16 protein-coding genes are annotated in these 25,479 nt (G+C 36.5%); 5 read left to right on the top strand and 11 right to left on the bottom strand.

The window, feature by feature from the left end:
- The first annotated feature begins 448 nt into the window (after positions 1-448).
- Together JNUCC74_RS05715 and JNUCC74_RS05710 are read left to right on the top strand one after the other, a co-directional pair.
- The gene (locus JNUCC74_RS05715; protein WP_454067265.1) at positions 449-2,506 is read left to right on the top strand and encodes a thioredoxin domain-containing protein; all 2,058 of its coding nucleotides are present in this window, start codon (positions 449-451) and stop codon (positions 2,504-2,506) included.
- 915 nt (positions 2,507-3,421) lie between these two features.
- Positions 3,422-3,556, top strand: coding sequence for a hypothetical protein (locus tag JNUCC74_RS05710; protein WP_281250273.1), 135 nt, complete (start codon positions 3,422-3,424; stop codon positions 3,554-3,556).
- A gap of 133 nt (positions 3,557-3,689) precedes the next feature.
- Here the strand turns inward: JNUCC74_RS05710 and JNUCC74_RS05705 are convergent, their stop codons facing one another.
- Positions 3,690-5,348, bottom strand: coding sequence for an acyl-CoA dehydrogenase family protein (locus JNUCC74_RS05705; RefSeq protein ID WP_454067264.1), 1,659 nt, complete (start codon positions 5,346-5,348; stop codon positions 3,690-3,692).
- 525 nt (positions 5,349-5,873) lie between these two features.
- The gene (locus JNUCC74_RS05700) at positions 5,874-6,278 is read right to left on the bottom strand and encodes a MerR family transcriptional regulator (protein WP_454067263.1); all 405 of its coding nucleotides are present in this window, start codon (positions 6,276-6,278) and stop codon (positions 5,874-5,876) included.
- Positions 6,279-6,737: 459 nt separating this feature from the next.
- On the opposite strand from JNUCC74_RS05700, the gene JNUCC74_RS05695 reads away from it, so the two are divergent.
- Positions 6,738-7,358, top strand: coding sequence for a class I SAM-dependent methyltransferase (locus JNUCC74_RS05695; RefSeq protein ID WP_454067262.1), 621 nt, complete (start codon positions 6,738-6,740; stop codon positions 7,356-7,358).
- A 90-nt stretch (positions 7,359-7,448) separates the two neighbouring features.
- Here the strand turns inward: JNUCC74_RS05695 and JNUCC74_RS05690 are convergent, their stop codons facing one another.
- From JNUCC74_RS05690 to JNUCC74_RS05660, 7 genes are all read right to left on the bottom strand, one after another.
- Entirely contained in the window at positions 7,449-7,895 is a 447-nt protein-coding gene (locus JNUCC74_RS05690; protein ID WP_454067261.1) for a GNAT family N-acetyltransferase, read from the bottom strand.
- 468 nt (positions 7,896-8,363) lie between these two features.
- On the bottom strand, positions 8,364-9,056 hold the full coding sequence (locus JNUCC74_RS05685; RefSeq protein ID WP_454067260.1) for a hypothetical protein: 693 nt from the start codon (positions 9,054-9,056) through the stop codon (positions 8,364-8,366).
- 235 nt (positions 9,057-9,291) lie between these two features.
- Positions 9,292-9,690 carry a hypothetical protein gene (locus JNUCC74_RS05680; RefSeq protein WP_454067259.1) on the bottom strand — a complete coding sequence of 133 codons (399 nt, stop codon included), beginning with the start codon at positions 9,688-9,690 and terminating at the stop codon, positions 9,292-9,294.
- 13 nt (positions 9,691-9,703) lie between these two features.
- Positions 9,704-10,099, bottom strand: coding sequence for a hypothetical protein (locus JNUCC74_RS05675; protein WP_454067258.1), 396 nt, complete (start codon positions 10,097-10,099; stop codon positions 9,704-9,706).
- A 766-nt stretch (positions 10,100-10,865) separates the two neighbouring features.
- Entirely contained in the window at positions 10,866-11,411 is a 546-nt protein-coding gene (locus JNUCC74_RS05670; protein ID WP_454067257.1) for a hypothetical protein, read from the bottom strand.
- 891 nt (positions 11,412-12,302) lie between these two features.
- Entirely contained in the window at positions 12,303-12,827 is a 525-nt protein-coding gene (locus tag JNUCC74_RS05665; protein ID WP_454067256.1) for a hypothetical protein, read from the bottom strand.
- Positions 12,828-12,844: 17 nt separating this feature from the next.
- Complete coding sequence (locus tag JNUCC74_RS05660) at positions 12,845-19,474, bottom strand: DNRLRE domain-containing protein (RefSeq protein WP_454067842.1); 6,630 nt, start codon at positions 19,472-19,474, stop codon at positions 12,845-12,847.
- Positions 19,475-20,352: 878 nt separating this feature from the next.
- On the opposite strand from JNUCC74_RS05660, the gene JNUCC74_RS05655 reads away from it, so the two are divergent.
- Positions 20,353-21,917 (top strand): IS3 family transposase gene (locus JNUCC74_RS05655; protein WP_454067255.1). Its coding sequence is split into 2 segments (ribosomal slippage): positions 20,353-20,992 and positions 20,992-21,917, totalling 1,566 coding nucleotides; the frame shifts between segments, so codons are not numbered across the junction.
- Between the two features lie 81 nt (positions 21,918-21,998).
- On the opposite strand, the gene JNUCC74_RS05650 is transcribed toward JNUCC74_RS05655, so the two are convergent.
- Entirely contained in the window at positions 21,999-22,238 is a 240-nt protein-coding gene (locus tag JNUCC74_RS05650) for an indolepyruvate ferredoxin oxidoreductase subunit alpha (RefSeq protein WP_077301735.1), read from the bottom strand.
- Between the two features lie 607 nt (positions 22,239-22,845).
- On the opposite strand from JNUCC74_RS05650, the gene JNUCC74_RS05645 reads away from it, so the two are divergent.
- On the top strand, positions 22,846-23,043 hold the full coding sequence (locus tag JNUCC74_RS05645; RefSeq protein WP_077319916.1) for a DUF2188 domain-containing protein: 198 nt from the start codon (positions 22,846-22,848) through the stop codon (positions 23,041-23,043).
- Between the two features lie 136 nt (positions 23,044-23,179).
- Here the strand turns inward: JNUCC74_RS05645 and JNUCC74_RS05640 are convergent, their stop codons facing one another.
- Positions 23,180-25,351, bottom strand: coding sequence for a DNA topoisomerase III (locus JNUCC74_RS05640; protein WP_454067254.1), 2,172 nt, complete (start codon positions 25,349-25,351; stop codon positions 23,180-23,182).
- Between the last annotated feature and the right edge of the window lie 128 nt (positions 25,352-25,479).

The following is a 25,479-nucleotide window of genomic DNA, read 5'->3' as shown; positions in this document are numbered from 1 at the left end:
TACCCAAATGACGTTAAGTAAGTCCTTCCACTTTCTACCTGTTGTTCGAAGCCTCTCTCTTTGTTAAAAGGCTCTAAAGTGAAATTTGTGTAGTAAAACTCACGCAAGTTCCTATTTTGTCTTTAAACCCCAACATTTGACTTAGAACCTCTTTTTCATTTATTAATGATAGGTGAGTTTAGCAAAACGCTTGATAGATAAGCCTTTTCATTACATCATAGGGGTAAATATTTCAGATATATTCCTAATCACCTTTTTTAATTGCTAAAGCTGATACTACTAATTTGCAAAAATGGCAAACCTAATCGGTTGACTTTACCATCAGTTATTTTGATAAGGTTAAAATACCTTCATTAAATAATGGATTTAAAGGGTATAGTAAATAGTGATTTAAACTTTTTATACGATGTATCAAAAAATATAGCTATTAAAGGGGTAATGACATAAAATGAATTTAGATAAAAAACCTAATCGGCTCCTCCATGAGAAAAGCCCTTACTTGCTTCAACATGCATATAATCCAGTAAATTGGTATCCGTGGTCGGAAGAAGCATTTGTTGAAGCAAAACAACAAAATAAACCAATTTTCCTTTCAATTGGTTATAGTACTTGTCATTGGTGTCATGTCATGGCAAGGGAGTCCTTTGAAGATAGAGAGGTTGCTTCCATCCTGAATGATAACTTTATTTCCATTAAAGTCGATCGTGAAGAAAGACCGGATATCGATTCTATCTATATGAAAGTATGTCAAATGATGGCAGGACACGGAGGATGGCCGCTTTCTATCTTTATGACACCAGATAAGGTACCATTTTATGCAGGAACATACTTTCCAAAACAACAAAAATATGGTATGCCAAGCTTTGTTGATGTACTTCATGGGCTTTCTAAAAAGTTTCAACAAGATCCACAGCATATTTTAGAAGTTACAAAAAGTGTGGAAAATGCATTAGACCGAACGATTACACCAAAAAGTAATCAGCGACTAACTGAAAAACATGTAGAAGAAGCGTACAACCAATTAGAAAAAAGCTTTGACTTTAAATACGGCGGTTTTGACAAAGCACCAAAGTTTCCCATACCGCATAACTTAATGTTTCTTATGCGGCAATTTTATTTTACGAAAAATACCGCACCTTTAAAAAAGGTCGAGCATACACTTGATTCCATGGCCGCTGGCGGTATTTACGACCAGATTGGTTTTGGCTTTTCCCGTTACAGTACAGACGAAATGTGGCTTGTACCACACTTTGAAAAAATGCTCTACGATAACGCACTGCTATTAATTGCCTATACAGAAGCATTTCAAATCACTCACCGTCCATTTTACCGGAAAATGATTGAAGAAATGATTGAATTTATCTCTAGAGAAATGACTTCTGCTGATGGCGCATTTTATTCGGCTATTGATGCTGATTCGGAAGGTGTTGAAGGAAAGTACTATGTTTGGGATTACGAGGAAATCATCACTATCTTAGGCGATGAACTTGGAAACTTATATGCAACACTCTACGATATTACTCCGGAAGGAAACTTCTCAGGATCAAATATTCCTAACCGGATTCAGAGTAATAAAGTTTCCATAGCCGAACAAAGCGAAACGTTTGAGAAAACAATAGAAGATAAACTTGAATCAGCTCGAAAGAAATTGCTTCAAGAACGCGAAAAGCGAGTTTACCCACATGTAGACGATAAAGTTCTAACAAGTTGGAATGGACTGATGATCGCAGGATTGGCCAAAGCAGGAAAAGTGTTTCAAAATAAAACGTATCTTACCATGGCACAACAAGCAATGCAGTTTATCGAGAACCATTTAGTACAAAACGGTCGGTTAATGGCGAGATATCGTGATAACGAAACAAAATACGTAGGTTATTTAGACGATTATGCATTTCTATTATGGGGATATAGCGAATTATATGATGCAACCTTTCATCTAACGTATTTACAAAAAGCCAAACAATTATTGGATCAAATGCTGGAATTGTTTTGGGATCATGAACATGGAGGGTTTTATTTCTCCGGAAAAGATAGTGAAACGCTGATTGCAAAAGACAAAGGAATATATGATGGCGCTCTCCCCTCGGGAAATAGTGTTGCTGCAGTAATGCTTGTCCGTATGGGGTATCTTACTGGAGAAACACGTTATCTTGATTATGCGGAAGAAATGTTTTACAGCTTTTATGACGACCTAAAAATTCAGGCTTCAGCAAGTCCGTTTTTCATGCAAAGCCTACAACTAATGGAATTTCCTGCAAAAGAAGTCGTTATCATTGGTTCAAACGCTGATCCAAAAAAGCAAGCTTTTTTACAACAGCTTCAAGACATGTTTTTACCAAATGTAACGATATTATCGCTTGAAGATAGTGATCAAGTTAACGGCATTGCTCCATTTGCAAGTGCCTATCGAGCTATTAATGGAGAGACAACCATTTATGTTTGTGAAAACTTCTCTTGCAAACAACCAACTACAAATATTGCAGAAGCTCTTAGCTATATAAAGTAAAACTTCCTCAGTGGGGATTTTCATCATCCCTACTGACAGGAAGTAGAATTAAAGCTATAATTCCTTGGGAAACAGTGATGTATGGCTATTGAAGCATACTCTGGCCCATTGTAACGCCTTTGTGATTGACGTCCCTAAAAGCGTACTGAAGCTTACCTCGTCCTTGAAAAATCGCGATGTATCGCTGCCGAAACTTTCCTTTTCCTTGAAAAAGAACAATTTTTCTATGCAACGCCTATTTAAGAAGTCTTTCCTGTTCTCGAAAAGGAAAATCTTTTCTTCGTGTGTTCCCGATTCAAGAAATTTTACTGGTTCTGTCCAACCGGAACGATTCGGATTTTTGGTGTATATCTCCCACTCAGACTTCTTCGTATTCTCTAAATAGGAGCATGCGGACATCATAAGTGTGGTATAAAGTAATCTTTAAATCCGTGGGTTTTCTTATATCCCCCGCGGATCGTTAGAATGGCAGAATTAGGCAATTTGACTTGCAGTTGATCCTCCACTTATCCTCCTAGTTTTTAAATCGTAGTATGGAAGGTCAAGTCTTACTGCCAGTTACATAGAGGATAAAAGAATGACGAACTGTTTCAGCACATTAGCTGCTTTTGATCATCTGTTTCATGTTATAATAAAGTTATTCTGTAGAAGCTTTTTTCACTACCTGTAGATAAAAGTAAAAATAACAAGTAAACAGTATCTTTTCATCCAAGCTTTCCTTCAATGTTAACATGTTTTACAGTCAATATCTTGGAAAAATGGGGACTATCTTGTGATCTGTTCAAGTATATTCTACCTGTTGATTCGCATTCAATCAGGCTGTTTGATGCAGTAATCCCTCAGCTTCTTAGTATAAGCACAAGATATTGAGTCTTATAAGTCGATAATCGGATTCTTGTTAAAAGGAGTATTGAAATGAAAGTAAAAATGAATGTCCAAACTGCCTATCATGGTGACCTACTGCGTGCTGGAAAAGTTTATGAAGTTGACGGAGAAACAGCAAAACGTTGGATTGCAAGTAAGCTAGCTGAAAAAGTAGAAGAAGAATAAAAAATATCATAACATGACTCTGCCATCTATGGGGCTTTATATTCATCCCCATAGACGGTTATGTTTTACTTAATTATAGTAGCTTGAATAAAATTATCTGAAAATAATAATAATAAACCGCTTTTTTATTCTACTATTCTACGATCTTGGAAAAATGCTTTAACGGAGCTGGCTGATCACTTATCTCCTCATCATTCCAACTATGATGGAGAAAGACTTCGGCGATTGCAACCTGTCTTTCTTCATGTGTAACCGTTTGCTCAACTGCTATGACACTTGTCAAAATCCGCGTCATGTTATCACTAATACGTTTACTATAATATGTTTGTAAATCTGGGTTTAACGCTTTCCATTGATTTATTTCCGCTTTTAATTGATCTATTCCTTGCTTGACGAAATGAATTATTTTTTCATCTAATGGTGACTCTTTTTTTGCTGTTTGCAGACGTTTTGTCATGTCATTTATAAATAATTCATCTGCTTGATACTTACTGATCAGCCGAATGACTTCTATTCCAAGTATGTTTGCTGTCCCCTCCCAAACCGTTAAAACTTGAGCATCCCTCAACAGACGCGGGGTAATAAAATCTTCAATATATCCATTTCCACCATGCATTTCAATTGCTTCATGTGCAAAATGGATCGCTTGTTCGGCTGTTTCCTTCTTCATGATAGCAACATAAAGACGAAATAAAATTTGTTCTTTGAACGAAGCCCGTTGTTCACCTCCCATTACCTGATCCATTAAATTAATAACCGTAAACATGGTGCTTAAGCCAATCTCTTGTATTGCTCCCATCGTACTGAGCGTTTCACGAACCATCGGGAAATCAGTAAGCTGCTTGTCGAAAGCCTTTCTAATATTTGCATATGCTTTTGCCTCCGTATAGGCGCGACGCATCATTCCCACCGAGGCAACAGCGTTTGCGACACGTGACAGATTTAACGCTTCAATCATATAGGAAAATCCTTGATGTAATTCACCAACTAAATAACCTTTTGCCTGAGAAAATTCAACCTCTGCTGATGGAACAGCACGTACCCCTAATTTATCTTTTAAACGACGTATACGCAGCTTACCGTTTACTCTGTTTTCCTCCCAGGGTACAGCAAACAAGCTGAGCCCCTTTGTTCCAGGAGCTCCTCCTGTTGTCCTTGCCAGCACCATAGCTACTCCACAAGTACCAGCATTACTAGCAAAATACTTTTCTCCCGTTAATTGATAATAGCTGCCCGCTTGTTCTGCTTTTACCTCATTCGCACCAACATCAGATCCCCCCTGCCGTTCCGTTAAAAATGTCGCTCCTTCATATAATTCTTCTTCCCCTGTCGCGAGTACATGCGGAAGGAATCGCTGTTTAATTGCTTCCGTTGCATACCGATCAAGTAAATAGGCAGTTGCCTTTGTTAAGGTTACTGGACAATAAAAACCAGCTTCAGCCTGTGATAGCAGATACCCTTGCGTAAAAGCATATACATAATTTCCTTTATGTCCTAATTCCGGTATATCCTTATGAATATAGCCGACAATTCCTGTATCATATGTTTCCTGAACTGTTTTTTGATACCCCTCATTTACCCATACTTTCGATATCTCATTTCCAAATTTATCATACTGAATAAGTCGAGGTTCTCCATTTCTATCCGTATGAACTGCTCGTTCACTAATTGCACCGGCACAATGTGCTCCAAAATCATCTAATTGCTTATTCGCCCACGTAAAAAAATCTGGTGGCAAATAACGTTTGACCAGTCGTTGCAGTTGTTGATCTTCTAAATAAAAATTATTCATGTATAAATCCTTTCCCCCCTTAGGTTATTTACGATGTTGATGTTTTAACAGTTTCCCAGTCGCATTTATAGAGAGCGCTTCCATAATTTCGTACAGTTTAAAAATTTTATAACTTGCTACGTAGTTTTTTTAAAGGAATACCAACCTTCCACAAGTTTACCAATTTTAATGCAAATGAATAAACCCCTATTTTACAGCTTCCTTACCTGAGAAAAAACAAGCTCATGTATGCTAAAAGCTTTTGCATCACAATGCTTTACAATTATAGGAAGCTTATTGATAAACCATCTTTGCATGAATCACAACAATGATTCCTCCTAAACGCTGATCAGCAAATAACGTGATGAGAAACTCTTTGATATTTGACATGTGGTAAAACAGCTTTATCCTCCAAACTAATTCCTAATGTCGATAAACTACTAGTCAATTCTCTGTGTCCCATTCCAAATAGGTTAATCTTTTTTGCGGAGTGATAATAGCTTCAGATTTGAAGCTTCCTTGCCTGATGAGCAGGTTAAATTTGAACTATTCACTACCATTTCCCTCTAGCTCTGCTAGTTTTTTTTGAAAAGTAATGATATATTTTTCCATTTCCGCACGAACTTCTTCTAATTCGTTTATTCGTGCCGCCACTTCTTCCAGTTTTGTATACCCAAACTCTATCGTTCTTTTTAATTGTTGTTTCCCGGTAGGGTCTTGGTCAAACAGACGAATCATTTCCCTAACTTCTTCTAATGAAAAGCCAAATTTTTTACCGCGAAAGATAAGCTGCAGTTGTACTATTTCTTTTTTAGTAAAAACCCGTTGCCCGCCATTTGTTCTCCTAGGCTGCAAGATGCCAATATCCTCATAATAACGAATCGTTCTTGTAGTGACTCCAAAACGTTCTGCTATTTCTTGAATCGCAAATGTATGCTCTGTTTTTTTCATGGCACCCTCCTGATTAAATTTTCCGACAATAATAGTTTACCATTTACGTTAACGTAAAGTTCAATCTTTTTATCCCGCATATAACTGACAGTAAGACCGCCCTTCTATGCTACAAAGTGTAACCAACCTAGGAGAAAAGGCTTACGATCTAACTGCAAGTCAAACGCCAGATTCTGTTTATTCTTTTATTTACATAAGATTCCCAGACATTTTTTGATTTTTTGTTTGATACATTTTTTGAAACTTTAATACCCTTTATAGTATTTATATGTCCTCGTATATTATTATTAACTAGTATTTTTACTAGTTTTAAATCGTTGTACCACTCAAGGTATAATGTATTTAGTCAGATAGAGGTTGTCGTAATTGTCTTCGTATATGAAATGCCCTTATGCTAAAATTATTATATGAAGCTGAATTGTAGAAAATATTTCAGATTCATACAAAAAGAGGTGAAGCATGAATAATCGTTGGAATGAAATTTTTTATAAACTTTGGTCACCTATTTACGATACGTTCTTTAATACAGGGAAATTTCTCGCAGCCCGTAAGAGAATATTTCACGAAGAACCTTTTTCCCATCATCAACAAATACTATTTGTCGGGGTCGGAACTGGCGCAGATTTAGAGCTAGTCCACCATCAAGAATCAACAATTACCGCAATTGACTATTCAACCGAAATGCTAAACAAGGCGAAAGTTAAATTCAAAGATTCTTCCATACAATTTTTAAAAATGGATGCTCAGCATATGCAATTTCAAGATAATCAATTTGATGTAGTTGTAGGAAGTCTTATTTTATCAGTTGTCCCTGATACCGATAAATGTTTACAAGAGATGGTTCGAGTGGTCAAACCAGAGGGTAAAATTATTATTTTCGATAAATTTGCACCTAAAGGCAAAGAGCTTTCTACGTTTAAAAAAATCATCAGACCGTTCATTCAGTTATTAGGTACTGATATTGGTATCAACTTTGAAAAATTACAAGATACAAACAAAGAAACGCTACTTGTAAAAGAAGATACATCTATTATGTTGAATGGGATGTATCGGAAAATCGTGATTCAAAAAAAACCCTGAAAGCGTGATACAAATCGTTTTACTTAAAAGTCATCCATTACCCGCCATTCGCTAGTCGTATGGCGGGTAATGGTTTCGCTTGCTTTCTCATTATAATCTCAAAGATGCCAGTTGTTCGCCCCAAGGAGCCAATTCAGTCTCTTTAAATCCAGCCTTTTGATAAACAAATTTCGCTGCAAGATTTTCAGGATGATAACCAATCATCACATATGGAATGTTTGCTTGCTTGTTCTGTCGCAACTCTTCAATAATAAGCTGCACAGCTTGTGCGCCCAACCCTTTTCCTTGATATGTCGCATCAATCATCAGTCGATAAATCCAATATTGATGGTCATCAGGATCTATTCCGAACATCGCAAATCCAATCATCTTGTGATCAAGATAAATACCTTTCGCAACAAAATCATCCAGAAATTGAACTTCTGCGATAGAATAAAGATTGGATGCTATAAATGGTTGCTGTTTTGCTTTCACATTTAAGTGAATAGCTTCTTCCCAATTATTTTTGTCAATAGGTTTCAATGTTAAATGATGCAAGTCTAAACCACCTCTGTTTAAAATTCAGGTGAACCACGCAGTTGATCGGCTAGTTAAACGCTATCCCCTTATCTGTCCGCCCATAAAATTGTACATCCTTTCTCATGAACAACACCTCCTTAAAGTTATATCTAACTTAACTCAGTGTAAGCAAAATATAGCACCACAATTAACCATCCGCACTGTAAACATAAGAACATAGCGCTTTTATCATTGATTATTCCATCTTACTTTTCACTCTAACTTTACAGCTCTCTTAAACCAAGGTGTAATCCTTCCCCCTCATGGATTTGTAAGCAGGCATTACTTTATGTACATCATTATATAATGAAAGAGAGAACCTCCCCAACTAAAGTTTTTTAATAAGAAATGAACACAGATTAAATAATGGTTTAATCTAGATTGTCTGCATGATACTCCGTAAATTCAGGGTACTTTTTTTGAATTTTATTAATTAATACAGGTGATTTACTTGAAACTACTATCAAAAAATCCGATTTCAATAACATAATTAGTTATAGACGGTTCATAGTCTATCTCCCAAAATTCTATATTCCCTAATAATTTTGGATAATTCTCTTTCCTAATCTCTACAGAACCTTTTTTTACAGCTATAACTAACCCAAAAACGATAAGAATATAGGAATTAGTTAAATAATAAGCTAGTTTATCCCCAGAAATACAGAATCTTTCTTGATAAAAAATATGGTCTTCAACTTCTTCTCCATCTGTTTGTACATAGGCTTCCATATCACTAAATATCCAATTATGAGATGTAATAAAATCCTCATCAAAAGCGCCTAAAAAATCGCTTAATGAAAAAGGGTGGTTATCCGTTGATGTGGAATCTGTATGATTAAACAAAATCCTCATTTTTTTCGCTTCCTTTTCAATGGTTGTTTCCATTTCTACCTTGCTGACCTTTTTCCATGACCAATGATATACATGGGGTACAACTGGATGTTTCTCAGGATTTCCATGGTTTCTATAGTCTATATCTTTTTTTGCTATTCCATATTTAAGTGGCGAATACAAATTGATCATTGGTTTATTGGTTACCGTTATTCGAAATATAGACAGTATAAAAGGATCATCTATCTCCTCCTCATATTTTCCAGGAAACAATTCAAATTCAGTTGATTTATCCTTTATGATTGCCATGATATTCCCCCCTCATCTCTTGCTCTATTTCATCTATATATGATTTTTTGCTTAAAACCCAACTTGCTGTCTGTATCATAACATGGTACAAAAATTACCTCCTACCAAATTCAACGCACAACAGAACCTTAGAGGAGGATCTGAATGGAGAAAACCCCTTTATAAAACACAAGCCCCAAAAATCATCAGCTCTCCATGGCTTTTCAACAACACAACATATATCCGGAATGGTTCACTAATTATAATAGGCAATAAACTTTTGAAGTTTCGTTCTAAAACTCTTGATTTCATCGTTATCAAATTGTATTGCTAGACAAATTATTTCGTCATAATCGATTTCGGAATAAATAAAATTCATTGTGAAATGTTTATTTTTTTTATTGACAACAATCTTAAATCTTCCGTCCAAAGAAACTAATTCTTCCCTGTTTCTAGTATCGTTACATAAATTAAGCCATTCTAAATAAAATCTAAGATTTAATTCAATTTCTTCAATTTTTAGATAAAAGTCTTCTCCTTGTCCTATTAACTCACTTATAAAATAAAAGCCCCCATCAAATTCATCGGATGGACTAGTTTTTAAATTACTTAATTTTATTTGCATCGTCTTATCATTTATCGTAAAACTCTTCAAACTACCTCCCCCTTTAAAAAACAGAAAGAAATTCTCTAATTTCCTTTTTTATCGAATCTATTAAAAAATAATCAGCTTTTTGTTCAAATTCTACAGCACACTGGGTACTTCCTTTTTTACCTTTCAAAATTATATTAAAATAACTATCTTTGTTTCGAATCGTAATATTCGAAATGTTACAGTTATCTATTAAGCTGCATTCAATTATTGTTCCCTTTAATAACTTTTCTATCTTTACAGAAAATTCTTGTAAATCATTTTTTATATAAGATACATTATTCAATATGAAATCTTTATTTAACGAATTATATTTAAGCTCACAGGTAAACGTAGTAGTCTCGTCTTCTTTAAAATCTATCAGATTAGCTGATAATTTATATGGGTAGGTTGAAACTGAAAAAAGTTTCAATAATAATATCCTCCTTATCTTTTATCTGTGATGATGATAGCCCCTTACCCTTTTTTTAAAACAACTGGATTTTACAAGAGAACAACATATAGGTTATACACAGTGAAAAATTAGTTAATTTTTTACCTTGATTGCATACAATAGAATCGGATACAATTGAACCCCATTCTATTTTGTTCGGATTAATCCTATTTACATCTAGGTATAGATAACCTTAACCAAAAGCTCGTTTTATTGTCCTATTTAATCGAACCTACTTCATAAGGAGCTTCTTATTGAGAGTTAATAAAATCGACATACTGCAGTTCAAATTCACAGGGTACTTCTATTATGATTAAAATCTTTTAATTTATGCGAGTAATGTTTTTTTTGTGTAAAAAATACGTACTCTATTCCCTCACAGTAACTTGTGGCCTCTGTTTTTTTGGGGTTCTTCTTCTATGATCCTTATGAAATCTTGACATCAATTACTTGCGCTAATGCTCAATTTTAATAATAAATAAAACTCGCGATAATATAGTAAACATAAGTTAAAAGACTAACTAGGACTAAGAAAATTGAACAGATATTTATTAATTTTGAAGGTCCCCCCCTTTTAAAAAGACGGTAGAGTAATAATAAAAGGCCTGTAATAATCAATTGTACTATAAATATTATATAGTGATATGCATGTACAGACACACTTCCTCCAATGTACATACCTGTACCTACTAAAAAAATCCCAAACAATCCAGTTATCGCAACAATATTTTCTAGGGTACTGCTCTTAGCTTTTATTATGTGAGCTGAAAACAAAGTTATTCCTAACACCATGAAACTTATCAAAATATCGAGTAAAAATTCTAACACATTTGTATCCCCTATCTTCTTCTAATGCATTTGAGCTTCTAATTAATCTAGTTTTTAGAGAATTTTTTCTAGCCTTTCTAATTCCCTCCAACCTCCTTACAGGTGTTTTTTTCAAATGTTTTTTAGGCTTAGTTACTAATCTTTTAGCATGCATTTTATATTGTTTAAAATTACTCTTGACTTTTTTCGATTTGATTGCTCTCATTACAAGTTTTCCTTTAGAAATAAAACCGAGTGCTCTACCCGCACCTGTCCACATCAAACCTTTACCAGCACCTCTTAGAAAATGTTTCCCTGCGCCTTTCCAAGTAGACTTCTTCCCTTGTCTTTTATTTTTGAGATAATATTTCCCTGCACGTGAGGCACCTCCAATAAAGGCAGCTGCAACGTACACCCAATAATGTCCATGATCTACCATTATTACCGGATTGTTATTCGCATACGTATACCCGTTTTGCATCAAGGTATCGTTATCCTCACCGGGATCAGGTCTAGTGATAAAAAATGCTGTAGGTTGGGTGATATTACCTTTCCATTAAATAGTAAAGGCCTGTTTCCTCGTCATAATGATAGCCTGCATAGCGGAATCGATTCTCCAGTGCAATCCCGGTTCGTTTTGACTCCAATGGGTTACCTCAGCTGTCATATTCGTAGCTTGCGACAACATTTCCTGATTGGTCGGTTAAAGCAATCACATCACCACGCGGATTGTAATGGTAGGTATAGGTATCCGATACTGTATTTCCGTTATGCTTGTTCAGTGCCAGTAATTGACCTTCCGCACTGTAAACGAATGAAAAAGGAATATTCTGGTGATTAGAAAAACTCGGCTTGTCGCCGAGTCTTTAACGAAAGCTGTAGTTTTTCTTATACTATAAGCCCTAAAATTTTATACTTTCCTATAGTGCAAGAGAAAAACTATGTAAAGTCAAGCGAGATGGTGGAGATTTTCCACCATCACAAATTGACAGAGAACCTAAACATCGAACATTATTCGGATTTTGAATTGATGGACATGATTAATCAAAATATGGACTTTTCCTATTGCTTGTAAGATGCTCATCGAGTTGTTCAGTTTCGTTCATCTTCATAGCACAAACCTGACTAATTTGTTAGCTAGCCTTTTCCATTTGACTAAAACTTGATTGCGAAACCTAAAGATAGTTTGAAACTTATACATGAATACCGATTTCTAGTGGTCTTCCCTCATCTTCTACTCCTAAAAGGCAATTTTACAGTGTTTTCGCTCCTTTCAGTACAAGAAACCTTCAGAACAAATTTTACGCTTAACTTAGGAGAAAGAGAGGATTTATTTGATAACTTCCTGGTTTATCTTTAGATAAAAACTATTTACTCATATATAGTTTGATCTTAGTATCTCTATATTTTCGTCTTTTTTACCTCTTACTTTTTTATCTTGTATAAGCTCTATAATGTCTTCATTCAAAGAAACCCAATCATAAAAATCATTAGTATTTAGCCTGATAAACAAAGCGCTAATATCCCAAGATCTTTCAGCCCATATTCCCCAATTTGCAGATGAAGAAAACCAGATTACTTTTTCGGATTCTACGATAATTCCTTTTTCATCAAGTATATTTATATATTCATTCGCATTCATGGAGATGGGAATAGAAAATATTTTACACTTTCTTTCAGTTTTCCATAACCTTTTTTTTAATTGGGATATATCGGCTATTTGTATATTAGTATCTCCGTTCATCTTTGCCAAATACTGTAACTGCGGCCAAACCTCTTCATCCAGCATAAGATAGAAGTCATTAAATAAAATTTGACCTCTCTTTCTAAAAACCTTCATTGGGAAACTGTTTTGTATATAAAACAACTCTTCGGCTATTTCATTAATATCTCTTTCCATTATGCATGTCCTCTCATTTATTTTAATCTTATTTTAAGCGTTGCTTTACCTTTTCCTTTTGGGAAATATTCGGCAGTGGCTCCTCTTGACTTAGAGTATGGTCTAACTGAATATCTTTTCCTGCCCTTACTAAAGTTGTAAATTCTTTTAGTTTTCGTTCTAGATTTTTTATAACCAGATTTTTTAAGGTTCCTTTGAAACGATCGAATACTTATGTTTGTATTAATGTTTCTAACTCTTGCTCCTTTTTTTGTCACATTTTTATAAAATGTAGCCTTACCTGTATATTTCTTAGCTCTATACGCTCTATTAAGTAATTTTAAATAACGACCTCCAACAGCCCCAAAAGCTGCTCCTCCAACAGTGGCACCAACTAACCTCCATCCTCTTTTTCCTTTTCTCTTAGCTGCTCTATAAGCAGAGACTCCTCCAATAACGCCTCCAACTGCAGCCCACGCCCATTCACCATCCGGATCTACCAACATCACCGGATTATTATTCGCATACGTATACCCATTTTGCGTCAAGATATCATCGTCATCACCGGGATCAGGGTCTAGTGATAAGAAAACGCTGTGGGTTGGGTGATAGTATCTTGCTATTAAATAGTAAAGTCCTGTTTCCTCGTCATAGTGATAGCCTGCATAGCGGAATGGATTCTCCAGTGCTATTCCGGTTCGCTTTGACTCCTGTGGGTTACCCCAGCTGTCATATTCGTAGCTTGCGACAACATTTCCTGATTGGTCGGTTAAAGCAATCACATCACCACGCGGATTGTAATGATAATAATAGGTATCCGATACTTTATTACCGTTATGTTTGTTCAGTGCCAGTAATTGACCGCCTGCACTGTAAACATAAGAGCGCTGTACTTGATCTTTGGCATTTGTTTCATACAAGACATTCAGGCTGTCCCCGTCATAGATGTAGTTGGTGATGGTACCTTTTACTTTCTTTTGAATTCTTCTGCCGTCGTCATCATATTTGTATTCTGCAAACGGAGTACTTTCTCCTTTTTTCGTAACAGCTACGAGTTGATCGGCTGCATTCCATTCATACGTATACGTACCATCTTCTATTCGGTTCCCATTTTGGTCATATTTGATGGTTTCTTTTCCATAGGCTGTTAGCTGATTCTGTATATTGTAAGTGGATGTAACAGCTTCCTTGTTGCCAATCTTTTGATAAATTCGATTGCCAAATCCATCATACTTATATTCGTTGACGGAGCCATCCTTCTTTGTTTCCCGGATTAATTGATCCATCTGGTCATACGCAAATGTCTCTTTCTTTCCGTTATGGGAAAGAACCTCGGTACGATTGCCGTTTGCATCATAGGTGTAAGTTTCATCGATAATGGTTGTCATTTCCCCAATTGACTCTGCTTTGTTGGTTGACATGGAAATAACTTGTCCAGCTCGATCATATACATAGGTCGTTCCAACACCGTTGTCTGGCGAATAGGTTGTGACATTACCTAACTCATCATAATCCAGTCGGAATGTACGCTGGTTGTTTTTAACGGCGGTGTTTTGTTCTAGTTTATTATACGAGTAACTGGTCGTTTGCTCTGTTCCACCATGTGAAAATTTCGTTGATTCAAGCTTATCGGAATCATTCGGGTATTTCCAAGTTACCGTTCCGATGGTGTCATTATTTTTCTTCATGACTTGGCTGGTCATGCGGTTTTTCGCATCAAATCCTTGTTCTTTTTTCAGCTGGTTGCGTTTATCAACAATGACTGTTTCGTTATCATTTTTATCTTTAACAAATTCAAATGCAAGGTCATTATTATAATAGATGTTATCGATGCGATCTGCCTGATCATACGTATTTTTAATGACTTGTCCGTTTGGTAAAGTTGTTTCTACTAAATTATCATTATCATCATACGCATAACTGGTCTTATGATTCAATGGATCGACGACCGATGTAACTTTATTATCTTCATCATATGCATAGGAAAATAGTTGTTTTTTCTCACCGACACCAATTGTTTTCTTTGTATTGTTTCCATTTTTATCATAATCATAGGAAACCGTGGATGCGTTTGGCAAGTCTACCTTTTTCAACTCATCATTGGCATCATACGTATAAGTTTTCTTATGACCTTTCGCATCGGTTTCTTGGATCAGATTTCCTACTTCATCGTATTTACTCTGTGTTTTCCGATTTAAGACATCTGTGACTGTTTCTGCATAGTTTTTCTTCTCATCATACACTGTCGAAGAAAGGATATTTCCTTCAATTAGACGAATCGAATCAAACCATACTGTCCCGGAATTATTTCCTTTAAACGTCGGGTAAATTTCAACCGATTGTACCGCCTTTGTAGGCTGGATATAAACAGCCGCACGGTTCCACTCCTGTGTGCCTAGTGGAAACATGGCTTGTTTGTCTTCTGACGTTCCATCGGCATATAAAACTTTCACCCAGATGGCGTAATCTTTGTTGGGTGTATTTTCTTTCGTGTTTGTTACTTTACTGCTTCTTGACATTGCTGTAACCGTAAATGGCTTCGGTGAATCGGTGGCTTGATGGATGTTAAATACTTGTTTATATTGTATTCCATCCTGAGCGGCAGTTCTAGCCATTTTAAGGGATGCTTTTCCATCATAAGCATTTGTTTGATCAATCGTTGCTGTTCCAGTTGTTTTCGACCAATTGGTTAATCCATTCTCAAACCCGCTGTTTAAGATCGGATTATACGATGACGACACGTCTGCTTTCTCTAATTGGATGCGATCAAACCATGCTTCACCAGATGTCGTCGGATGGTTGTGGTCAATTTCTAAATATAATCTGACCTTATTTACATTCGACGCCGTTTTAAAGGTTACCTGTCGTTTCGTCCATGGCTGTGTGCCGTTTAGTGCAGAGTATCTGTTATCATTCCACTGAACCCGAGTATTGCCATTTAATTGTTGAACGTTTAAAAAAGCTTTGGCATTTTTAAGATTCTGTGTTTTCATATCTGCACTGAACGTATACGTTTGATTCGGCTCCACAGGGATGTCCTGCGTGATGGCTGCATATCCCAATTCGCTGCCTTTTGTTGTAGAATTAGACGTTAGCTTGACAGCTCGTTTTCCACCGAGCGCTTGATATTCTTTTTCCGGAAGTGTCACAACGGATGCTGTGCCGCTATCTTTAGACAGCCTAACTGTCCAATTATTATGATTTCCTTCAAAACTTGAATTGGAAATCAAATTATTGGTTGCAGACAATGCTGCACTGGATTGAATTTCATTTCCATATTGGTCGTATGATGATACAGAAGATACATTTCCTGCCTCATCCGTTTCCGAAATCGGATTCAGTCCATCATAGGCAACGGTTGTTTTTTCTCCTTCTGTATCCACAACTTCGGTTACATCATTGTTTTTATTGTATTGGTAGGTTTCTTTTCCATAACTGTCTGTTGCCGTCAACACATTTCCATTTTTATCATACGTATATGCTTCTGTAGCTGTTTTGCCGATATCTTTTGGATCCCATGCTTTAACGAGATTATTTCCTTCATATTCGTATCTGGATTCCAAGTTGTCATTAGGGCCCGTTTTCTCTGGTGCATAGGCGTCGATCTGTTTGACAGGATTGGCCTGTGCATTATACTGATAGAACGTTTTATTCCCTCTTGGATACGTGACAAGAAGTGTTCGTTTAGGCAAATCATACGTAAAGGTTGTCGTCTTTCCTTTCGGGTTCGTTATCTTGTGAACGCGTTGTTCGGAAGCGTCATACTCGTATACCGTTTGAACCGGCTTTTCCTTTGTACTTATTGGATCAATCCGTTTCGATAATTGCTTATTTCCATTGTATGCATAGGTTGTCGTTTCTTTATTAGCATTCGTGACAGAGACTAATAGATCATTTTGATACGAAAAAGTAGTCGTTCTTCCTTTAGGATCGGTGATTTTGGATACCAGTCCGTCGGTATATTCCAATGTCAACTTTCTTCCTGAGGCGTCTGTTATCGCAGTTAATTGATTGTTCGTATACGTATAGGTCGTTTTATTGCTTGCTTTTTGCGCATCACGAATTTCTTTAATTCTGCCGGTTGTTTTATCAAAATATATTTTCGTTTGTTCTTTATCTGTGATTATATAGTCCGTCTTTGTTTCTTCCAGTTCCAAATAGACACCGGTTGGAGCTTCAAATTTTCCATCCGATTTCTTTAAAAAGTTGTGAATCGTGCCATCTTCATCCGTAAATTTCACATAGGATTCTTCTGATTTTATATTCATTTCCGCATCGCTATGCCAGCCATATCCAAAGATCCCTTTGTTGACGGATAGGCTATTATACGTTCTGCCAATACTTAGCCCCGGTCCACGCCCATCAATTTCGTAATCTGTCTCATCGATAATTAAATTTCCTGTAGCAGCATTGACGGTGCCATTTGGTACATCGATTTCCGTCCAATAGTCTTCCATTCCCAAGAAATCTTCAGCACCTGGAATCGTTGGTGTAAAGGCTCCTGACCAGTTACTCTCTGTATGACCAGCTTTACTATATGCTTTTACCCGAAACCAGTAATTTTTACGTTTTGGATAAGCTCCCTTGGAATTTCGGTAAACCGGTGACGGATCAACTGCAAGCTCAGCTCCTCCGCCTTTAACGTTTAATTTATATTCTCCTGCAGCAATTTGTGCCTTTGTCGTCCATAATCCTTTGTTTTGGGTTGACCACGATAATGTGTCCTTTCCAACCGTGGCAACTTCCTGATACTCTTTTCCGTTGTATAGCCCAATTTTGTAACCGTCTGCTCCATCAACAGCTTCCCAATTCAATTTGACATAACCTGACTTCTCATTCATTGCATTTGCATAGGGACGCCCAGTTGGAGCTTTCGGAACTTCCATCGGCATATAACTTCTTGTAGCGGCTGATTGTGGACTATCACCACCCGGATATACAGCTACAATTCGTACCCAATAGTTGCGAGCATTCGGATAAGTTCCTCCATCCGCTGCTGCATTCTTGTAAACCGGATTTGGATTAAATGCCAATTCGGTTCCTGTCTTATTTGTCTTCAGCGCATACGCTCCGGCAGCGATTTGAGCGTTTGTAGGCCATATTTTCTTTCCTTTTGTCGACCAGTTCGTCACATTTCCTACATGAAAAGCTTGATAATTCTTGCCATTAAATAATAATACTTTATATCCTGTCGATCCTGGAACTTTATTCCAATTTATATTTAAATGCCCGGTGCCAGTTCCAGTTCCGTTTGATACTGCGGTAACTTTAGGAGCAGGCGGAGCTTCATAATGATACGTAACGGACAAGTATGGTTTTAGTGTCGAATTATCGGAAGAAACAATCTTTTTCCAATGGGTCTTTCCGTTTCCATTCGCATGAAGCTTAAAACCATAATTTGTTTTTTTCCCGGAAGCCCAAGCTTTTACGGTATGTAAGACATTAAATCGTACCCATTCATCTCTTCCAGCATTCACATTTCCAATATTTTTAGATCCGGGTTTATTATTCCATGTCAAAGATGAACTAGACCAATTGCCTGTGACTTCATCTAGCCATAGCCCATTCTTCTTGGAACCATAATAAGCATGAGTAACGTATACATTCAATGTAGCCGAATCGATTACTGCTTTGTTAATCTTTGAAATATTCTGTTTTAAAAAAGCATAATTGGTGCCTGTCGTATTATCATATTTGCCGATTTTCAATACATATTGTTTTTGACTGGCATCCCACTTTTTTGTCGCCGTTCCATAATTTGTCTTTGGATAAGCACTCATCACAAATGCATCTGAATTGGTAGTTAATGACGTAGTTGGATCAATATAAACGGGATAGACTCGATCAGGATCTTTCAACCACTCTTCATCTGCCGTAACCGTTAGGAAATACCCATCTTCCGTCTTTTCTAGATCATAAGTTACATTATCAGAACGTGCTGTTTCTGAAGACAATTCATCGATATTAGAATCAGTCATAAACGGTTCAGGAAGTACGAAAGCCGGCTTGTCTTCTTTTTTCTTATAAAAAGCGACGGAACCATCTGGTAGCACTTCGCCATTTAATTCGGTTTTTAAGTGAAACGTAAATGTATGAAGTCCTTTATACGAATGTAAGACAATATCTTCTTTAACATTTTCATTAAACGTCATATTTCGCAAATCAATATCAGGGAAAATCCCCTTATGCGTGATACTATTTTCATTAAAAACAGGATTTACATCCGTTACTTTTACCTTTCGATCTTTCCCCGCTGCTTCCAAGATAGAAAAAGTAATCGACGCATTGTCTCGTTCAAAAACAGCATATTCTCCATTCTTCATTTCTTCATAGAACGTAGAAGTCAATAGCGTATTCTCTGTTTCAATGACTTTTTCATTTCCAAGTGTTGTCTCTAATAGGTTGGTAGATACTTCCGTTAATTCTCCATTTTCTTCAATATGGACAGGATCAAAATAAATATTCTTGGTAAATGTCCCGTCTCCATTATCGAATAATTTCGAATTTTCTGTTCTTTCTTCAACCATTTCTGTTTCTGGTGCAGGACTTTCCATCTCTTCAACATTCTGATTATGATCCTCACTATTTATTCTTTCTTCCGCTGTGTCTTTCTGTTCACTTGTGTTACTTTCATTTGCAAAAACGTCAAGTGGTACAGATGTGAACACCAACAAAAAGGATAGAAGCCAAATGAAGGATCTCTTTAGTACTATATTCCTAATTTTTTTCACCTCTTTTTAATATTGTTACATAAAATTTACAAATGCAACGTTATTGTAACATCATTTCCCAGAAAATAATAGTCTCTTTTTTAATTTTTTTCGATACTGTGCAATCCCTGTGTAACAGGCTTCAGAACCAATGAATACATAGATATAGAAAACGATTTGGACTGTGAACATGAAAAAAGGTAACGGTATAGCATTTTGGATAGATAGTCCAAAAGAACCAATCTCATTATCGCAGATTTAAAGCTCGTCAATTATCATTAAAAGTGATAAAGTGAAACTTCATTCAATCTTCCATCTCCTACTGAATGTTAGCCCTCAGGGGGGATGACCTAAAGGCCCTTGAAACGAATCGGGCATTTAGGTGTCGTTTTCTCCCACCTAGACCTTTTGTATCAACTCAAGATCTTGAAGGGGGAGTCTTACGACACCTTACATGCGGGATACAAATTTGCTTAGCGCATAAGCTAGACAACAACGTGCAAGCACTCGAGTTTGCTAGCAGCATGAGCGCTTAAACTACAAACGCTTCTTTTCATAAATCATGTAGAAACGGGTTTCCTGATGTATGAAATAATAGATGTAACAAAAAAGTCTCATTAACTATGACTACGCTATGTTTAAAATGCCAGATCAAAAAACTCGACTTATCGCCAAGTCTTTAGCGAAAGCTGTAGTTTTTCTTATACTATAAAGCCTACAGTTTTATAATTTCCTATAGTACAACAAAAAGAGCTTATCTCCATTTGTGATATGCTCCCCTTAAAGTAGACAGATTAAAAAATAAAAATCTGTTATTACCTTAAAGGGAGTTTTTTATGTCCAATAAATATAAATTTTACTCTAGACAGTTTAAGTATGAAGTGTTAAAGGCATATAAAAATGAAGATTATACGCTAATAGAATTATGTTCAAAATACGGAATTTCGGAGGTAACTCTGTATGATTGGGCTAATAAATATGAGAAATACGGTCTCAATGGATTGGAGAACTCAAGGACATGGAAGTCATATTCTAAAGATTTAAAACAAGCAGCTGTAGAAGATTATATATCAGGGGAGTATTCTCAACGGGAGGTCATTCGCAAGTATAAAATATCTAGCACATCCGTACTTCGAAAATGGATAAAGCAGTATAATAGTCATAGAGAATTAAAGGATACGTCGAAAGGAAGAACGAGCTCGATGACTAAAGGGAGAAAAACAACTTGGAAAGAACGAATTGAGATGGTACAAGATGCCTTAGCGAACGGGAAGAATTATCAACAAACTGCGGATAATCATCAAGTGTCTTACCAACAAATATATCAATGGGTACGTAAATATGAAGATGGTGGATGGGATGCGTTACAGGATAGAAGAGGACGTTCTAAAAGTGAAAATGAGTTAACTTCCGAAGAAAAAATGAAGTTAGAAATGCATCGAATCGCAAAGGAGAACGAACGTTTACGTGCAGAGGATGCTTGCTTAAAAAAGTTAGAGGAGATCGAAAGGAGGCGAAAATAAGCCAAATCCAATTTGAGGATAAGTATGTCGCTATTCAAGAGCTTCACCAGAATGAAGGGTTAAGCATTCGTTTACTTTGTGAAATCGCGGGAATTGCACGTTCTGCATACTATAAGTGGCTAAATCGTACTCCTTCATCCAGAGAAATACAGAATAAAGAAATTATCAAAGAGGTGCAAATACTCCATGAAAAAGTGGGTGGTATATTTGGTTATCGTCAAATGACCCTTCACATGAATAGAAAGTTCGAGGAGAAACTTAATCATAAAAGAATCTATCGGTTGATGAAAGTGGCTGGATTACGCTCTGTCATTCGTGTCAAGAAGAAGCGATATAAACGCTCTACACCTCAACATGTGGCAGACAATATATTAAATCGTGAATTCCAAGCCGAAAAACCAAATGAAAAATGGGTAACGGACGTTACAGAATTTAAGTATGACCAATCAAAAAAGGCCTATTTAAGTGCGATTCGTGATCTTTATGACGGATCCATTATAAGTTATGTTCTAGGACATTCCAACAATAATCAACTTGTATTTAAGACACTTGATCAAGCCACAGTACTATTGAATGAAGGACAGCCTCTTATCCATAGTGACCGTGGATTCCAATACACCTCTAAAGGGTTCAAACGTAAAATAGATGCGGCAGAGATGACACAAAGCATGTCACGAGTTGGTCGGTGTATTGATAATGGACCAATGGAGTCTTTTTTTGGGACACTGAAATGTGAGAAGTATTATTTACATAAATATAAAACATTTGAGGAACTTACTACTGCGATAGATGAGTATATTCATTTTTATAATTATGAAAGGTATCAAAAGCGATTAAACGGCCTTAGCCCTATGGAATATAGAGCTAAAGCCACTTAAATCTTTTTTATTATTTCCACTGTCTACTTGACAGGGGGCAGTTCAATTTGGAAATAAGCCCTTTTTATTTTCTTTATTCATTTATCTATTTGCAAAAAATTCTTCTGCTTTTTCTAAGAACACCTCTTGTTCAGCAGTTAAATCATACTCTTCTTCAATTGCATCAACAGGGCAAACTGCTTTGCAAGCCCCACAATCAATACATACATCTGGGTCAATATAAAATTGGTCTGGTCCTTCTTCTATACAATCAACAGGGCAAACGCTAACACATTCACCTGACTTTTCACCCTGACAAGGATCTAATATTACAAAAGCCATCGATTCTAACCTCCCTTATATCGTTAAACCAAGCCTACTTCTTATTAAATGACACATGAGATGGTAATTGCAAGTAAACAGCTTATGTAAAATTTATCATGATTGATTTCCTATTCACTAATAAAGTGAAAGGAAATCAGTAGGGTTTTCTTTTTTCCTCACTGATTGTCAGAATGAACAGGATCAGGCATTTGACTTGCAGTTGGATCGCACGCTTTTCCTCCTAGGTTTCACCTCGTAGCATGGAGGAGCATGTCTTACTGCTAGTCACATGTGGAATAAATAGATGATTTTTCCCCCTGAGTCAGCTTATTCAACTATTACTCAAACCATTCCCTCCTTATTCTATTGTTTGACTACAGCTAAAACTGGGAACAGCTTAACTACAAGTACATATTAAAACTGAAACTTGATTTTTTGAACAACCTCGATAAAGTGAAACTTCATTCCGTGGAACTCTTTTACACGGATTGTTAGTTGAACCAATCGGGCATTTAGGTGCCGTTTTCTACCACTTAAGCCCTTTTGTATCAACTAAAGGCTCTTGAAGTGGGAGTCTTACGGCACCTTACATGCGGGATAAAAGATTGTAAAGGAGTTTTTATTCATGAGAACGTATAGTGTCACACCAAATGTTGATGCAACAGCATGGTTTGTAAAGCTTGAAGACGTGGCGCCAGAAGAATTGTATGATGCAAAAGATGAAGCCATTGCTGCCGCTGAGAAAATGGCAGTAGAAAACAGCCCCAGCAAAGTGCAAATATTAGATAAGTTCCACCATATTATTGAAGAAAAGCGATTTTAAACCAGCGTTTCTCTACAACATCAGTAAATAGTCTACCACCAATCCTTATAAAGCTGTAAACACAACCACACAACCATAACTAATAGAATAGCCCCCTTGCACGATTACATGAAGCACAAAGGGGGCTGAATAATACTTATTTTTTCAATTTTGCCAGCTGTTCTGCTAAAGCATGATTAACGAATCCATCATCTTGTTTTTTCAAATACTTATTGATTTCTTTTCGAGAGACATTCTTTTTCTTTTCACGTTGTTTACGTGCATTAAATGTAGATAATTTCTCACGATACCCACATTTACATAAAAATAGTTGTCCTTCACCTTCTCCACGTAATTCAAGACGCTTATGGCAGTTAGGGCAGCGAGCGTTGGTATATTTAGCAATATTCTTTTTATGTCCGCAAGACCGGTCTTGACAAACAAGCATTCTCCCTTTTTTATTGGATATTTCTAGCATTAACTTGCCACAATGAGGGCATTTGGTTCCAGTCATATTATCATGTTTGAACGTTTCCTGACTTGCCTTTATTTGTTGAACTACCTGCTTTGTATACGTTTTGATCTCTGAAATAAATTGCCGCTGATTCAATTTACCTTCTGCAATTTGACTAAGCTTTTGCTCCCACTCTGCTGTTAGAGCTGGAGAACGCAATTCTTCAGGTACCAGATCAAGTAGCTGTCTTCCTGTTGGTGTGATGAAAATGTATTTTCCTTTCATTTCCATATACATACTATTGAATAGCTTTTCAATAATATCAGCACGTGTCGCAACTGTTCCAATACCACCTGTTTTACTTAATGTCTGAGCCAATTTTTTATCCTGACTGTTCATAAAGCGAGCAGGATTTTCCATTGCTTGCAGCAAACTGCCTTCTGTAAATCTTTCTGGCGGTTTTGTTTCTCCTTGAGTTAAAACATATGTTACTGTTTTAAAAACGTGACCTTTTTCCAAGGACGGCAACCGCTGTTCATTATCATCTGCTTCTTCGTCAAAATCGCGATGGTACAGCTCTTTCCAACCTTGCTTTCTAACTAGCTTCCCACTAGCAGTAAAATGTTCTCCGTCTGCTTCTGCCGTTATTGTCGTTTGTTCGAACTCATATGGATCGGACAATACTGCTAAGAAACGTTTTACTACAAGGTCATATATTTTTAGCTCTTTATCATTTAAATCCGTAAGTACAACCGCTTGTTCAGTAGGGATAATCGCATGATGATCTGTAACCTTCGCATTATTCACAACGGATTTAGAAAGTTTTAACTCTTTTTGTAAAATTTTATTAGCCTGACGAGCATATTGATCTACGCCACATGCTTTTACCCGATCCCTTAAAGTCGAAACAATATCCGAAGAAATGACTCGTGAATCAGTTCGTGGATAGGTTAAAATCTTATGGTGTTCATATAATTTTTGCATAATCGATAATGTTTGTTTACCCGAAAAATTAAAGATGCGATTTGCATCCCGTTGTAATTCTGTTAAATCATACAATTGCGGTGCAAATTTTTTCTTGTATTTTTTGTCTACGTTCACAATCGTTAATGGTTGGTTTGCAACCTTCTTTAACATCTTATCAGCAATTTGTTTCGAAAACAGCCGTTTATTATGATTGGTATCCTGCCAGATTAATGTAAAGCCTTTATTTATTTTCGCTTCTATTCCATAAAACGGCTTCGGCTTAAACGATTTTATCTCCTCTTCTCGAGCAGCAACCATAGCCAAGGTGGGGGTCTGCACTCGTCCAGTTGATAGTTGTGCATTGAATTTAGTTGTTAAAGCTCTCGTTGCATTCAAACCAACATACCAATCTGCTTCAGATCGTGCTACTGCAGAAACATATAAATTTTCAAATTGCTTACCGGGCTTAAGCTGCTTAAAACCATCGCGTATTGCCTTATCCGTTACAGAAGATATCCATAATCGTTTTATCGGCTTTTTCGTATTTGCTTTTTCCAAGATCCAGCGTGCTACCAATTCTCCCTCTCTTCCGGCATCGGTAGCAATAACAATCTCTCGAACATCTTTGCGATTCAGCTGCACTTTAACTGTTTGAAATTGTTTCCCTGTCTTTTTAATAACACTCAACTTTAAATGAGATGGAAGCATCGGTAAATCCTCTAACTTCCACGTTTTATATTTCTGATCATAAACTTCCGGATCAGCTAATGTAACTAGATGCCCAAGCGCCCAAGTTACAATATATTTTGCACCTTCCATAAAGCCGTTACCTTTTTTATGACATTGTAAAACACGGGCAATATCCCGGCCAACAGAGGGCTTCTCCGCTAAAACTACTATTTTACTCATATTAAAAAATCCTTTCTTCAACTACCTAAATTTCATGATAACACAAAAGAACCTTTCTGTAATCGTACTAGAACCAACGCACAATATAGAAAGTTACTACTTAGTATAGTCGGCAGGATGAAGAAGAG

It is taken from the genome of Cerasibacillus sp. JNUCC 74 (assembly GCF_053667775.1).
This window is presented reverse-complemented; position numbering and strand designations above follow the sequence as displayed.

Coding starts and splice junctions, on each gene's coding strand:
- JNUCC74_RS05710 (WP_281250273.1), top strand. CDS start 3,422: ATGAAAGTAAAAATGAATGTCCAAACTGCCTATCATGGTGACCTACTG.
- JNUCC74_RS05700 (WP_454067263.1), bottom strand. CDS start 6,278: ATGAAAAAAACAGAGCATACATTTGCGATTCAAGAAATAGCAGAACGT.
- JNUCC74_RS05685 (WP_454067260.1), bottom strand. CDS start 9,056: ATGGCAATCATAAAGGATAAATCAACTGAATTTGAATTGTTTCCTGGA.
- JNUCC74_RS05665 (WP_454067256.1), bottom strand. CDS start 12,827: ATGGAAAGAGATATTAATGAAATAGCCGAAGAGTTGTTTTATATACAA.
- JNUCC74_RS05715 (WP_454067265.1), top strand. CDS start 449: ATGAATTTAGATAAAAAACCTAATCGGCTCCTCCATGAGAAAAGCCCT.
- JNUCC74_RS05650 (WP_077301735.1), bottom strand. CDS start 22,238: ATGGCTTTTGTAATATTAGATCCTTGTCAGGGTGAAAAGTCAGGTGAA.
- JNUCC74_RS05645 (WP_077319916.1), top strand. CDS start 22,846: ATGAGAACGTATAGTGTCACACCAAATGTTGATGCAACAGCATGGTTT.
- JNUCC74_RS05640 (WP_454067254.1), bottom strand. CDS start 25,351: ATGAGTAAAATAGTAGTTTTAGCGGAGAAGCCCTCTGTTGGCCGGGAT.
- JNUCC74_RS05705 (WP_454067264.1), bottom strand. CDS start 5,348: ATGAATAATTTTTATTTAGAAGATCAACAACTGCAACGACTGGTCAAA.
- JNUCC74_RS05695 (WP_454067262.1), top strand. CDS start 6,738: ATGAATAATCGTTGGAATGAAATTTTTTATAAACTTTGGTCACCTATT.